This window comes from Pseudomonas sp. 91RF, from assembly GCF_003576265.1.
In the GTDB taxonomy this organism is placed as follows: domain Bacteria; phylum Pseudomonadota; class Gammaproteobacteria; order Pseudomonadales; family Pseudomonadaceae; genus Aquipseudomonas; species Aquipseudomonas kribbensis.
This window is the reverse complement of the sequence record NZ_QWFC01000024.1, coordinates 68,841-82,209: the sequence shown is the minus strand read 5'-3', so window position 1 is coordinate 82,209 and position 13,369 is coordinate 68,841. Positions and strand designations below refer to the sequence as shown.

The 13,369-nt window shown below is 59.6% G+C and carries 16 protein-coding genes and 1 tRNA gene; 9 read left to right on the top strand and 8 right to left on the bottom strand.

Going from position 1 to position 13,369, the window contains the following annotated elements; genetic code table 11:
• Positions 1-34: 34 nt before the first annotated feature.
• From yajC to queA, 3 genes are read right to left on the bottom strand one after another with little or no spacing between them, the layout of a single operon-like run.
• On the bottom strand, positions 35-370 hold the full coding sequence (yajC, locus tag DXT77_RS11675; protein WP_065257675.1) for a preprotein translocase subunit YajC: 336 nt from the start codon (positions 368-370) through the stop codon (positions 35-37).
• 43 nt (positions 371-413) lie between these two features.
• On the bottom strand, positions 414-1,529 hold the full coding sequence (tgt, locus tag DXT77_RS11670) for a tRNA guanosine(34) transglycosylase Tgt (protein WP_178083462.1): 1,116 nt from the start codon (positions 1,527-1,529) through the stop codon (positions 414-416).
• A gap of 14 nt (positions 1,530-1,543) precedes the next feature.
• Complete coding sequence (queA, locus tag DXT77_RS11665) at positions 1,544-2,608, bottom strand: tRNA preQ1(34) S-adenosylmethionine ribosyltransferase-isomerase QueA (RefSeq protein ID WP_119427709.1); 1,065 nt, start codon at positions 2,606-2,608, stop codon at positions 1,544-1,546.
• A 108-nt stretch (positions 2,609-2,716) separates the two neighbouring features.
• On the opposite strand from queA, the gene DXT77_RS11660 reads away from it, so the two are divergent.
• Both DXT77_RS11660 and DXT77_RS11655 read left to right on the top strand, forming a co-directional pair.
• A tRNA-Leu gene (locus DXT77_RS11660) sits at positions 2,717-2,801 on the top strand.
• Between the two features lie 93 nt (positions 2,802-2,894).
• Positions 2,895-3,224: a hypothetical protein gene (locus DXT77_RS11655; RefSeq protein WP_119427708.1), complete on the top strand. Its 330-nt coding sequence runs from the start codon at positions 2,895-2,897 to the stop codon at positions 3,222-3,224.
• Between the two features lie 7 nt (positions 3,225-3,231).
• On the opposite strand, the gene DXT77_RS30095 is transcribed toward DXT77_RS11655, so the two are convergent.
• Both DXT77_RS30095 and DXT77_RS30090 read right to left on the bottom strand, forming a co-directional pair.
• Positions 3,232-3,672 carry a hypothetical protein gene (locus tag DXT77_RS30095; RefSeq protein ID WP_256662937.1) on the bottom strand — a complete coding sequence of 147 codons (441 nt, stop codon included), beginning with the start codon at positions 3,670-3,672 and terminating at the stop codon, positions 3,232-3,234.
• Positions 3,656-3,979, bottom strand: a complete 324-nt coding sequence (locus DXT77_RS30090; RefSeq protein WP_256662936.1) for a hypothetical protein — start codon at positions 3,977-3,979, stop codon at positions 3,656-3,658. The genes DXT77_RS30095 and DXT77_RS30090 overlap by 17 nt, the downstream gene beginning before the upstream one ends.
• A gap of 23 nt (positions 3,980-4,002) precedes the next feature.
• Between DXT77_RS30090 and DXT77_RS11645 the strand changes: the two genes are divergently transcribed.
• From DXT77_RS11645 to DXT77_RS11625, 5 genes are all read left to right on the top strand, one after another.
• A complete protein-coding gene (locus tag DXT77_RS11645; RefSeq protein ID WP_256662935.1) occupies positions 4,003-4,464 on the top strand; it encodes a hypothetical protein in 462 nt (153 codons plus the stop codon).
• Positions 4,465-4,580: 116 nt separating this feature from the next.
• Positions 4,581-5,324, top strand: a complete 744-nt coding sequence (locus DXT77_RS11640; RefSeq protein WP_119427706.1) for a hypothetical protein — start codon at positions 4,581-4,583, stop codon at positions 5,322-5,324.
• 72 nt (positions 5,325-5,396) lie between these two features.
• Positions 5,397-7,316, top strand: coding sequence for an alkaline phosphatase D family protein (locus tag DXT77_RS11635; RefSeq protein ID WP_119427705.1), 1,920 nt, complete (start codon positions 5,397-5,399; stop codon positions 7,314-7,316).
• Between the two features lie 199 nt (positions 7,317-7,515).
• Positions 7,516-7,770 carry a type II toxin-antitoxin system Phd/YefM family antitoxin gene (locus DXT77_RS11630; protein WP_119427704.1) on the top strand — a complete coding sequence of 85 codons (255 nt, stop codon included), beginning with the start codon at positions 7,516-7,518 and terminating at the stop codon, positions 7,768-7,770.
• A complete protein-coding gene (locus DXT77_RS11625) occupies positions 7,767-8,021 on the top strand; it encodes a Txe/YoeB family addiction module toxin (RefSeq protein ID WP_119427703.1) in 255 nt (84 codons plus the stop codon). Before DXT77_RS11630 ends, DXT77_RS11625 begins: the two co-directional genes overlap by 4 nt.
• On the opposite strand, the gene DXT77_RS11620 is transcribed toward DXT77_RS11625, so the two are convergent.
• Positions 8,015-9,202 (bottom strand): aspartate aminotransferase family protein, encoded by a 1,188-nt coding sequence (locus tag DXT77_RS11620; protein ID WP_119427702.1) that lies wholly within the window; start codon positions 9,200-9,202, stop codon positions 8,015-8,017. The two genes, DXT77_RS11625 and DXT77_RS11620, sit on opposite strands and share 7 nt — an antisense overlap.
• Positions 9,203-9,304: 102 nt before the next feature.
• On the opposite strand from DXT77_RS11620, the gene DXT77_RS11615 reads away from it, so the two are divergent.
• Positions 9,305-10,210, top strand: coding sequence for a LysR family transcriptional regulator (locus tag DXT77_RS11615; RefSeq protein WP_119427701.1), 906 nt, complete (start codon positions 9,305-9,307; stop codon positions 10,208-10,210).
• Positions 10,211-10,295: 85 nt separating this feature from the next.
• Positions 10,296-10,811, top strand: a complete 516-nt coding sequence (locus DXT77_RS11610; RefSeq protein WP_119427700.1) for a DUF6622 family protein — start codon at positions 10,296-10,298, stop codon at positions 10,809-10,811.
• 18 nt (positions 10,812-10,829) lie between these two features.
• Here the strand turns inward: DXT77_RS11610 and msrA are convergent, their stop codons facing one another.
• Together msrA and DXT77_RS11600 are read right to left on the bottom strand one after the other, a co-directional pair.
• A complete protein-coding gene (gene msrA / locus DXT77_RS11605) occupies positions 10,830-11,534 on the bottom strand; it encodes a peptide-methionine (S)-S-oxide reductase MsrA (RefSeq protein ID WP_119427699.1) in 705 nt (234 codons plus the stop codon).
• A gap of 15 nt (positions 11,535-11,549) precedes the next feature.
• Positions 11,550-13,358, bottom strand: a complete 1,809-nt coding sequence (locus tag DXT77_RS11600) for a cytochrome c biogenesis protein DipZ (RefSeq protein ID WP_119427698.1) — start codon at positions 13,356-13,358, stop codon at positions 11,550-11,552.
• Positions 13,359-13,369 lie beyond the last annotated feature (11 nt).

The window sequence follows — 13,369 nt, the reverse complement described above, 5'->3', positions numbered from 1 at the left end:
GCGCGCCCCGTCGATTGAGTAGAAGTTGTTGCCCTTAGATCGCTTTCAGCGTGCCTTTTGGCAGCGTGGCGGCGATGGCGCCCTTCTGGAACTTCATTTCCACGGTGTCGGAAACTTCCAGAACCACGAAGTCATCGGCCACTTTGGTGATCTTGCCGGCGATGCCGCCGGTGGTGACCACTTCGTCGCCCTTCTGCAGGCTGTTCAGCAGGTTCTTCTGCTCTTTGGCGCGCTTGGCCTGTGGACGCCAGATCATCAGGTAGAAGATGACCAGGAAGCCGACCAGGAAAATCCACTCGAAGCCGCCGCCCATAGGCGCTGCAGCCGGTGCAGCCGCGTCAGCCATGGCGTTAGAGATAAAAAAGCTCATTTAGCACTCCAGTTGCAAATGTTGAATCTTGGGGTCAGAAAACTCAGTCCAAAGGCGGAACGGGGAGCCCGCGTTTGGCGTAGAAGGCATCGACAAAGGCGGCCAATGTACCCTGTTGAATAGCCTCGCGCAAACCAGCCATCAGCACCTGATAATGGCGCAAGTTATGGATGGTATTGAGCATGCTTCCCAGCATTTCGCCGCACTTGTCCAGGTGATGCAGATAAGCGCGGGAGAAGTTCTGGCAGGTATAGCAATCGCAGGTCGGATCCAGCGGCGAATCATCATGGCGATGGAACGCGTTACGGATCTTCAGCACGCCTGTATCAATGAACAGATGCCCGTTGCGGGCATTACGGGTTGGCATCACGCAATCGAACATGTCCACACCGCGGCGCACACCCTCAACCAGATCTTCCGGTTTGCCAACGCCCATAAGGTAACGAGGTTTGTCAGCCGGCATCATGCCCGGCAGGTAATCGAGCACCTTGATCATTTCGTGCTTCGGCTCGCCCACCGACAGACCGCCGATGGCCAGGCCATCGAAGCCGATCTTGTCCAGGCCTTCCAGCGAGCGCATGCGCAGGTCCTGGTGCATGCCACCCTGAACGATGCCGAACAGCGCCGACGTGTTGTCGCCATGGGCATTCTTCGAACGCTGGGCCCAGCGCAGCGACAGCTCCATGGACACACGGGCGACGTCTTCGTCAGCCGGGTACGGGGTGCATTCGTCGAAAATCATCACGATGTCCGAGCCCAGGTCGCGCTGAACCTGCATCGATTCTTCCGGGCCCATGAACACTTTCGAGCCGTCGACCGGAGAGGCGAAAGTCACGCCCTCCTCCTTGATCTTGCGCATGGCGCCGAGGCTGAACACCTGGAAACCGCCGGAGTCGGTCAGGATCGGGCCTTTCCACTGCATGAAATCGTGCAGGTCGCCGTGGGCCTTGATCACTTCGGTGCCCGGGCGCAGCCACAGGTGGAAGGTGTTGCCCAGAATGATTTCCGCGCCAATCGCCTCGATATCACGCGGCAACATGCCCTTGACCGTGCCGTACGTGCCCACCGGCATGAAGGCCGGGGTCTCGACGGTGCCACGGGGGAAGGTCAGGCGACCACGACGGGCCTTGCCATCGGTGGCCAGGAGTTCAAAGGACATGCGACATTCGCGACTCATTCTGTTTCCTCTGGGCCTGTCTGTTCAGGGGCAGTCGGTGCGGGATTACGGGTGATGAACATCGCATCACCGTAGCTGAAAAAGCGGTAACCGTTGTCCACGGCGGCCTTATAGGCGGCCATGGTTTCCGGGTAACCGGCAAATGCCGAAACCAGCATCAACAGCGTGGATTCGGGCAAATGGAAATTGGTCACCAGGGCATCGACCACATGGAATGGCCGGCCCGGGTAGATAAAGATGTCGGTGTCGCCGCTGAACGGCTTGAGCACGCCATCGCGGGCGGCGCTTTCCAGCGAGCGCACGCTGGTGGTGCCCACGGCAATCACCCGGCCACCACGGGTGCGACAGGCGGCAACGGCATCGACCACGTCCTGGCCGACTTCCAGCCACTCGGTGTGCATGTGGTGGTCTTCGATCTTCTCGACCCGCACTGGCTGGAAGGTACCGGCGCCAACGTGCAGCGTGACGAAAGCTGTCTCGACGCCCTTGGCGGCAATCGCTTCCATCAGCGTCTGGTCGAAGTGCAGCCCGGCGGTCGGTGCAGCCACCGCGCCCAGCTTCTCGGCGTAAACAGTCTGATAACGCTCGCGATCCGAACCTTCGTCCGGGCGATCTATATAAGGAGGCAGCGGCATGTGCCCGACACGGTCGAGCAGCGGCAGCACTTCCTCAGAGAAACCCAGCTCGAACAGCGCGTCGTGACGCGCCAGCATCTCGGCTTCGCCACCACCGTCGATGAGGATCTTCGAACCCGGTTTCGGCGACTTGCTGGAACGCACATGGGCCAGCACGCGGTGGGTATCGAGCACCCGCTCGATGAGGATTTCCAGCTTGCCGCCGGACTCCTTCTGCCCGAACAGCCGCGCCGGAATCACCCGGGTATTGTTGAACACCATCAGATCGCCCGGGCGCAAATGCTCAAGCAGATCAGTGAATTGACGGTGTGCCAGGGCGCCGCTGACCCCATCCAGGGTCAACAGGCGACTACCGCGACGCTCGGCCAAAGGGTGGCGGGCGATCAGCGAATCAGGAAGCTCGAAGGTAAAGTCAGCAACGCGCATGATGGGGTTCGTCTAGCAGGGCCGGAAAGTCTAGCGGAAATATCGAAAATTGACCATGAAACGTGATTGACCAACGGTAGGCACCTCTCTATACTTCGCCGCCATTGAGCCCTGATGGCGGAATTGGTAGACGCGGCGGATTCAAAATCCGTTTTCGAAAGGAGTGGGAGTTCGAGTCTCCCTCGGGGCACCAAAATCAAGAAAGGCCTTGCTTTGCAAGGCCTTTTTTTTCGCCTGCCGGAAAGTGCCGCTGGCTGTCCGGCGAGATCTCACACAGGTTCACAGCATGGAAACGTCACTGGAAACAGTCGCCCTTTTCTCCCTGAAACTCGCGTACGAGGAAGAAGGCCTGAGCCCGATTTTGCGGGATGATCTGGTCATGGGCGATTACCAGCGGGATGTGTTCGAGCTGCTGGTACGCCGGGATGATGTCGAAACCATTCAGTTCAAGATGAACGAATGCCTGGGCCTGGCGATGGATGCCCTGGGCGGTATCGAAAAACCGTTGGGGCGTGAGTTGAACAGGTTGTCGGTTGACTTCGGCCAGGCACGATCAGTGGCGCAGATGAATGCACCACTCCTCGCCCTTAAAAGCTACCTGAAAGACATCCTTTAATTCGTCATCAGCGCAGCGCTTTCACGACACGGATATCTGTGGGAAAACCATCCGCGCCAACCAGTTTCTTCCATCCCACGTACTGGAACGTCCCGCGTTCATCGATGTAATCGCCCTTCTCCACGGACCTGCCTCCCAGAACCGCCACACGTTTTTCCTCGCCGCACCCGCCATCCGATGGTCTGACGGTGTAGATCACATACGGTTTCACATACTGCGTAGCGCGAAAGTGTCGGCCGCAGACTGCATCGACGGTGATCATCATGGTCTTGAGGCGAGCTTCGCCGTCCATATCCTCATGCAACTTCAGGAATGAGAGCTCGCCCACATCGCTGAATCCCAGGGAGCGGGCGCGCTGGTACTCGGGGGAGTTCTCGTGAGCGATCCGGCCTTCCTGAACGGCACGCTGAGTGCTGGCTGCATAATCAGCCTTACCTTGGGCGATCATCGATTCGGCTTGCGCGATGGTGCTGTCGCACTGGGCGTACTCGCGGGAATGAGAGATATTCGGGCGTCAGGTTCGGGCGGCGTTCATCGAGAACTCGCAGGTTATCCTCCAGGGCAAACATGATCTCGAAGGCTGTGGTGCGGCCGCTCTGGACGTCAGCCATTTTTTCCAGCATTCGCTGACAGTTGGCGCTGTAGTACTGCCAACTGGCCTGTGGAGCTTCTGTCCAGGCTGCGAACGCCGGGGTTACCGCGAAAACGAGCGTGATCGCGCCGAACAGACGCGAGGCATTGAAGGCGGCAAACATAGGTAGTCCGTTACAGGAGAGAAGTGGCGCGACGCTACTATTTTGATATCTTCTCGTCCACTGCTGACAAGCGCATCAACAGCACCTCACTCCAAAAAAATCGCATTCAAGGAACGAACCGCATGTATGCGTTGTTTTACTTCTTCGCCTGGGCCGCCATGTGGGTTTGGGTCGTGAAGACGCGTGGCAACTGGAATCTGCTTCTGGCCAATCTGGCAGGCGCCGCCAGCGGTTTTCTGGTGGCGCTGGCCATCTCGATTGTATGTTCCGGCCTTTTCCCCTCAGCCGTCCCCCCGTCCTCCGCAAATTTGCTCCGCGACCTGCTGGAGGTGATGACAACCGCAGGGGCGCTCGCGGGGGTCTGGATGTGGATGCTCCGCCGCCCCCAACCCGAACAACCGCTGGCCCGCCACCTGCTCGCAGGCCTGTGCGGACTGACTGCCGATATCACCACGCTAATGTTTTTCGTCCTCAACTTTCGCTGAACAACGCTTACGTCACTGGTATCACGCTTCTATTTTGATATCTTGCCGTCCATCTTCAGCGCTCATCGTCGGGCGACGCTGATTTCCGGTTTTTGAAGGTTTAAGGAAAGGATCGAATGGAGTTTCTGCGTTTTCTGGCATTTGTCGCGGCCTGGGGTTTCATGTGGCGCTGGGTGGTGAAAAACCGCGGCAGCTGGCATCTGTTTTACGGGAACCTGGTCGGTGCGGCGGGCGGCTTTATTGTGGCGATGGTGGTGCTGTCGATCACGCTTTCACTGTTCCCGTCGGCCCATCACTACGAAGCCAAGCAGACTGAAAACGTTGTGACACGGGAAGCCGAGCCAACCTCGTTGCTGCCGGAAGCCGAGTCGGCTGCCAACCCCGCTGCGCTGAAAGCCGCTCCGGTGTTTGCCGCTATCGAGCCAGACGACAAACCCTCACCGCCGGACTCAGCCTTGCTGCCGAACTACGCCAGTCGTGCGCCGAAGACCCTGTCGGTGCAAACCGTGATTGACCAGAGTGACGACCAGGGGCGCAAAGCCCTGACAGCTCTGAGCAAAAAACTGCGTAACGACGCGCAGGGTGACAAGTCGATGCTCGCGTATGTCATGTGCAGCCCGTTCGTGACCAGTACCTTGCGCTTTCCCGCTTCCGCGCGGTTTGCCGATAGCAAAAGCATCGCACCGCAGCGCTTCAAGGATCAGGTCTACACCTTCAGCAATACCGTCACCGCGCGGAACATGAACGGCGACGACGTCACTTACCGTTTCGACTGCTCCGTGCAGGAACAGCCAAGAGTCGACGCGACGCCTGCCGAATGGCACCTGTTGGCGCTGAAGCTGCAAAAGTCGGACTCTTAAGCCTCGCTTAAGGGTTGAAAGCACGGGCTGAGCTATCATCGCCAGCCTGTGCGACCTGAGTTTTGCCCTCCGATGTCTCGAATGTCCGCTGACCTGTCTCCGTTGCCTCCAGTACTGGCCGGCCCGCTCTTGCGACGGCTGGAACCGGCACGCGTAGTGCTTTGGTTGGTCGGCAGCCGGGAGCTGTCGTTGACCTTGCGCCTGCAGGGTGTAGGAGACATTTCACTGGATGCCGGGAAATGCACGGTCATTCCTGTGGGAAGTCGTGCATTCATTCACCTGATAGACGTCACGCTCGACAGCCCCCTGCCTTTTGACACACAGGTCGATTACGACTTGCTGATCGATGGCCAACATTCCCTCGCCGACTGGGCGCCACATCTGCTGTACGGCAAAGCCACGTGCCCGAACCTTGTGGTGCGCTCACGGATCAATCAACTGCTCCACGGTTCCTGCCGCAAACCGCATCACCCTGCGGCAGACGGTTTGCTCTGTGTCGATCAACTGCTCGCGGCTGAAAGCGAACCACAACAGCGCCCTGCCCTGCTGATGATGAGCGGCGATCAGATTTACGCCGATGACGTTGCCGGTCCGATGTTGCGGGCGATTCATGCCTTGATCGAGCGGCTCGGCCTGTTTGGTGAGCAACTCGAAGGCGCGGTGGTCAGCGACAGCGCCCGTCTCTACGAGCACCCCGCCAGTTATTACCACCGTGCAGATTTGTTACCGGCACTTGAGAGCAACGAGACTTTGCGCGAGCGATTTTTCGGTGGCGCGCGCAAGCCGATTTTCACCAGCAGCAGCGCCGACAACCATCTGGTGACGTTTGCCGAAGTCATGGCCATGTACTTATTGGTGTGGTCACCGACACCATGGACATTGATCGATCCGCAAGTCCCGAACCTGACGCCCGAACGCCAGCGGCGCTACATACTGGAGCAGTCCCGGATCGATACCTTCAAGGCAGGTCTGGGCAATGTCGCCCGGGCGCTGGCGCACTTGCCGAGCCTGATGATCTTCGACGATCACGACATCACCGATGACTGGAACCTGTCCGCACAGTGGGAAGAAACCGCCTATGGTCATCCGTTCTCCAGACGCATCATCGGCAATGCGCTGATCGCTTATATGTTGTGTCAGGGCTGGGGCAACAACCCGGACGCATTCAGCGGGTTATTGGAGACAACCCGACGACTGAGTGACAGCGGTGATGACTGCTATCTCGACGCGTCGGTGCAGGACGATCTGATTGATGAACTGCTGCGCTTTCAGCACTGGCATTTCGTGCTGCCGACCAGCCCGGCCCTGGTGGTGCTCGACACCCGCACCCGACGCTGGCGCAGCGAATTGGCGCTCAAACAACCTTCCGGCCTGCTCGACTGGGAAGCCCTCTGCGAACTGCAACAGGAACTGCTCGATCATCCGTCGACGATCATCGTCTCGCCGGCACCGATCTTCGGTGTGAAGCTGATCGAAACCGTGCAGAAAGTGTTCAGCTGGTGCGGTTACCCCCTGTTGGTGGACGCGGAAAACTGGATGGCCCATCGCGGTGCGGCCCAGGTGATCCTGAATATTTTCCGACACACCCGTACACCCGGCAGCTATGTGGTGCTGTCGGGGGATGTGCATTATTCCTTCGTCTACGAAGTGCTTATCCGACACCGCAAGGCCGGCCCGCGCATCTGGCAGATCACCAGCAGCGGCATCAAGAACGAATTTCCGCCCACCCTGCTGGAGTGGTTCGATCGCCTGAACCGATGGCTCTACTCACCCCGCTCGCCGCTGAACTGGCTGACCAAACGCCGACGCATGCGCATCGTGCCGTACGTTCCCGAACATGCCGAAGCGGGTGAACGGCTATGGAATTCGGCGGGGATCGGCCAGGTGTTTTTCAATGAGCAAGGACAGCCCCGGGACATCATTCAGCACAACTCGAATGGCGCGCCGAAGACCCGGATGCTGGCGCCGGATTTGTCGGACACCCCTGATTAGAAAAATCTCACGTAGAGAGCGAGGGAGATGGCAGTCTCGTCGGAATCAGATTACAGAAGTCTCAGAAACGTCTCGATGAGAGTTCGGTGATACTCAGTACGCCGCAGACAGCCCGTCTGTGACACAACCACTGGTAGGTATCGCCTTGTCACTCTGTACTGATTTCTGTACGTTCTTTGCATCAAGCGAGGACTACAACATGGACACCATCAACTACACCACAGCCCATGCGCACTTGGCTGAAACCATGGATCGCGTGAATGAAGACTGCGCCCCATTGCTGGTAACCCGCCAAAAAGGCGAGCCTGTAGTGATGATGTCTCTGGCCGAATACAACGCGTTGGAAGAAACGGCTTATCTGCTGCGTTCTCCGGCCAATGCCGAGCGCTTGATCAAATCGATTGGCGAAATGCGCGCTGGAAAAGCACAAGTCAGGCAACTGATCGAAGAATGAAAATCCAGTTCACGCCAACGGGCTGGGAAGACTACTTATGGTTTCAGCAAAACGATAAGGCACGTCTCAAACGAATCAATCTTTTGATCAAAGCGATCCAGCGCCAACCTTTTGAAGGCTTGGGTAAACCGGAGCCGCTCAAGCACATCATGAGCGGTTTCTGGTCCCGGCGCATTACTGCGGAGCATCGCTTGGTCTATGCAATCGTAGACGGCGAAATCTGCGTCATTACATGCAGACTTCACTACTGACCGAGGGATGAGACATGGCTCAGGGAACGGCTCACCCCTCTGACAATCATCCCCACCTCCCGCTCATCAATCGTCAGCGGCGGCAGCAGCCGGATCGTCTTGCCACGAGTGACGTTGATCAGCAAGCCGTGATCCCGCGCGGCAATCAGGGTCAGGTCGCGGATCGGCTGTTTCAGTTCGATGCCGATCATCAACCCCAGCCCACGAACCGCCAGCACATTCGGGTTGTCCGCCAGTTCCGCCCGCAGGCGGCTGAGCAAACGCTCGCCTTGTACCCGGGCGTTTTCCAGCAAGCCCTGTTCTTCGATGATGTCCAGCACGGTGCAACCCACCCGGCAGGCCAGCGGATTGCCGCCGAAGGTGCTGCCATGGCTGCCCGGCGTAAACAGTTCCGCCGCCCGGCCGCGAGCCAGGCAGGCACCAATCGGTACACCGTTACCCAGGCCCTTGGCGAGGGTCATGACGTCGGGGACGATGCCTTCGTGCTGAAACGCAAACCACTGCCCGGTACGGCCGATACCAGTCTGGATCTCGTCAAGCATCAGTAGCCACCCGTGGCGATTGCACTGTTCGCGCAGGGCTTTCAGGTAACCCGGCGGCGCCATTTGCACGCCGCTTTCGCCCTGGATCGGCTCGACCAGAATTGCCACGATCCGCTCGCCATGTTGCTGCTGCACCTGCTCCAGAGCTTCGGGATCGCCAAATGGCACTTTGACGAAATCCCCCGGCAACTCGTTGAATCCCAGGCGCACCGCCGGGCCATCACTAGCTGACAAAGTGCCGAGAGTCCGGCCGTGAAAAGCATTGGCCATGACCACCACCAGCGGCTGCTCGATCCCCTTGCGCCACCCGTGCAGGCGCGCCAGTTTCAGCGCGGTTTCGTTGGCCTCGGCGCCGGAGTTGTTGAAGAACGCCCGCTCCATCCCCGACAACTGAGTCAATTTCAGCGCCAGTTGTTGCTGCCAGTCGATGCTGTAGAGGTTGGAGGTGTGCAGCAGCAACCCCGCCTGCTCGCTGATCGCCGAAACAATCCGCGGATGCGAGTGGCCGACATTGGTCACCGCCACACCCGCGACCGCATCGAAGTACTCGCGACCGGCCTGATCCCACAAACGGGTGCCCAGACCTTTGGTGAAACTCAGGGCCAGCGGTTGGTACGTGTTCATCAGGGCGGCGGTCATGACTTCAAACTCCAGTGAAGGTCGGTGTGTTTGCAGTATGGTTAGCCACCAGAGCTGGATAAACTCGGCAAATCTTCAATCATTTATAAGCAGGGATTGATAATGGATCTGTTCCAGTCGATGAGCGTCTACGTCAAGGTCGTGGAAACCGGCAGCATGACCGCGGCCGCCCTGCAGTGCGAAATGTCCACGACCATGGTCGGCAATCACCTGCGGGCACTGGAGCAGCGCCTCGGTGTGCAACTGCTGCAACGCACCACTCGCCGTCAGCGGCTGACCGAATTCGGTGCGGTTTACTACCAGCGTTGCCTGGAAGTACTGGGCCTGGTGCAAGACTCCGAACGACTTGCCGAGCAAACCCTGGATGAGCCTCGCGGACTGTTGCGCATCACCGCGCCACTGACCTTCGGTGTCGAACGCCTGGCTCCGGCGCTCAGCGAATTTTCCCTGCAATACCCGCAGGTCAGGATGGATGTCGTGCTGACCAATAGCCGGCCGGATCTGCTGGAGAGTGGACTCGACGTTGCGTTCCGACTCGGCCATTTCGAGCAATCGAACCTGATCGCCCGCCCCCTGATCGACTACACCCTGACCGTGTGCGCGTCTCCGGATTACGTGGCCCGGCGCGGCATGCCGCTCACGCCTGAAGACTTGCAACAACACGATTGCCTGTCGTTCGCCTACCCCGCCGGTGATGACTGGCAATCGGTGGAAAAGCGCTGGCGACTGAGCGGCCCGGACGGCGAAATAATGGTCGACGTCAGCGGGCCGATGCTGATGAACACCTCGGCCGGTTTGCATCAGGCGGCGCGTACCGGCATGGGCATCGTGATGCTGCCCGATGCACTGGTGGAGCAGGATCTGCGCGACGGCAAACTTGTCACAGTAATGCCCGACTACCAGCCACCGAGCCGTCCTTTGCATCTGCTTTATGCACAGGATCGTTATCGGCTGCCGAAGCTTCGCCGCTTCGTCGAGTTTGTGATGCGGACATGGGGGAAGAGCTGATCATCCTGGGGTCAACAAAAAACCGACGGTTACAACGACGCCGACTATTATCCAACTTCCCCTTTTCCAGCATGGATGCTGCGCGATGCTCACGATTCTGCAAAACACCCCGATTCGGGCCTACGTGTTTTTTCTGCTTGTGGTTTATTTCGGCATCAAGGCGTTTTCTCCCCGCCGCGAAAGCCGTCTCTCGATGCTCATCACACCGCCGGCGTTTCTGGCGTGGTCGTTGTACTCCGTGAACTTGACGATCGACCCGGTCCTGTTCCTTGGCAGTTGGTTTGGCGCGCTGTTGCTGGGCAGCCTCTCGGCCTGGCTGGTTTTTTCCCGCAAGGGCGTGGCACTCGACGATACCGCGACGGGGCTGATCATGCCGGGCACCGTGAAAATCCTGATCATGTTCCTGATGTTCTTTTTCGCGAACTATTACTTCGGCTATCAGGATGCGGTAAATCCGGAGCTGGCCGCTTCCCCCGACATGCTGCTGCTCAAGTCCACGGTATCGGGGTTCATGTGCGGCCTGATCAGTACCCGCTCGCTGAAGCTCTACTGGGCACTGCGAGCCCTTGTTGCCCGACAGTCGCCCGTGACCGCACATTAACCATTGGATAACCGGTGATCACGATCCGCTTTTCACCAGCACCGGTTTCTCCTGATAACGCTGGGCAAACAACTGCTTCAACTGCGCCACTTTCGGCAGGTCGTTGATCACGATGTACGGATAGCTTGGGTGTTCGGTGAGGAAGTCCTGGTGATAGTCCTCTGCCGGGTAGAAGCCGTTGTAGGTTTCCAGTTTGGTCACGATGGGTTTGCTGTAGGCATGCGCCGCATCAAGCTGGGCGATATAGGCCTGCGCAACGCGTTGCTGATCGGCATTGACCGGGAACAGCGCCGAGCGATATTGCGTACCGCTGTCCGGCCCCTGACGGTTGAGTTCTGTCGGGTTGTGGGCCACCGAGAAGTAGATCTGCAACAGGCTGCCGTAACTGACCTGAGTTGGGTCGAAGGTGACTTGTACCGACTCGGCATGCCCGGTATCGCCCTCGCTGACCCGCTCATATTCCGCTGTATTCGCCGCGCCGCCGGAGTATCCGGAGACGGCTTTCTGCACACCTTTGACGTGCTGAAAGACACCCTGCACGCCCCAGAAACAGCCGCCAGCGAACACTGCCGTCTCACTGTGCGCCTGGGTGCTCTCATCAAGCGCTGGCGGAGGAATCGCCACGCCTTCCTCGGCGCCGAAGGAAAACGCCGAGCACTGTCCGATCACCCCGGCCACTGCGACGCCCAGCAACAAACGACGCCAGATAATTCGAGTTTTCATGTCACGCACTCCTGATCAGCCGAAGGTAAAGGCGTAGGCCGACACGCCCGGATCGAGAAACTCGATGTTGAAGGTTCGGTCCTTCACCTCATCGGTCTGCCGCACCAATTGGTACAGCCGTTGTTCGGTCACCTGACCACTGCCGTCAGGCGCCACATCGACACCGTGGGCATCGCCCGGCGCCTGACCGTCGATGGTCACTTTGAAGCGCACCGGTTTGCCGTCCGTTCCCGGACCCAGCACAAGATGCAGGTCACGGGCGTGGAAGCGATAGACGATGCGGCTGGCCGGCGCGCTGGCGGTGGCGCGCTCGGCACCGACTGCCCATTGGCCACCGAGACTCCAGTCATTCAGTGCCAGGTTGGTCGGCGTCGTGTAAGCCGCCACCTTGTCAGGCACGAGGCTGGTTTCCGGTACGAAATGTTCCGCACGCTGGTAGCCGACGTAAGTTTCCGGCGACAGCACCTGATTCATGTCCGGCGCCAGCTGCACGCCTTGGGCATCGGCATTGATCAGACCGTCGGCGACGGTTTTCGCACCGGCCTCACGCAGCAGTTGCTGGATGACCCGTTCCGATTCGGCGTAGCCCCCTTCGCCAAAGTGGTGGTAACGAATGCGCCCCTGGGCGTCGGCAAAGTAATGCGCCGGCCAGTATTCATTGCTGAAAGCACGCCAGATCCTGTAGTCGTTATCGATGGCCACCGGGTAGTTGATGCCCAGTTCCTTCATGGCTTTGGTGACGTTGCCTACGTCACGCTCGAAAGCGAATTCCGGGGCATGCACGCCTATCACCACCAGGCCCTGATCCTTGTACTTCTCGGCCCAGGCTTTGACGTATGGAAGAGTGCGCAGGCAGTTGATGCAGGAGTAGGTCCAGAAATCCACCAGCACCACTTTGCCCTTCAATGCCTGTGCATCCTGGGGCGCGGAGTTGAGCCATTGCACCGCGCCATCGAGCGGCGGCAACTGACCTTCGACCGGCAGCGAGCCCGGTGCCTTGGCGGCCATTTTCATCGCACCGCCAGCAGCCATCATGCTGCCGTTCGCCGCGTCATCCGCTGCGGGAATCTGCGCCATCATCGTGCCGTTGCCCTGAGGAGATTTCCCCGACAGTTTGCCGACCAGTGCCTGCTCCAGCCCACCGGTGGAAGCCGTCGACACCCGCGCCAGAATCCCGGTATCGAGCCCCAGCGCAATGGCGGCCACACCGGCCAGCATCGCAGCGCCGAGCCCGCGGCGGATCCACTCGCCGGTGCCGATCGAGCGCTTCATCAGCGCGAAAACCTTACCGCCCAGCAGCAGCGCCGCAGCCAGCGACGTCGCCGCGCCCGCCGCGTAAGCGAGCAACAACAGCGTGGTGGCGATGCTTGCCCCTTGCAGCGCGGCACCGGTCAGAATCAAGCCGAGGATTGGCCCGGCGCACGGTGCCCAGAGCAGCCCGGTGGCGACACCGATCAGAAACGACGCGCCGGGACGCGGACGATTGTCCTGGCCGGCGGCCTCCGACAGGCGACTGCCGGCGGACACCAGCGGCCGGGTCAGGCGCTCGGCCAGACGCGGCAGCAGCAGCGTCAGCCCGAACAGTGCAACGAACAGCAACGCGAGCCAGCGACCGTACTGATTGACTTGCACCACCCAACCGCCGCCCACCGCCGCCAGTGTCGCGACGAGGGCGAAGGTCAGTGCCATCCCGGCCAACAGCGGCAAGCCACTCTTGATAAACGGCTGCCCGGTGCGAGCGAAGACAAAAGGCAGAACCGGCAGGATGCACGGGCTGACGATCGTCAGCACACCGCCGAGATAAGCGAGAACCAAGAGCCACATGGTGTCGTCCT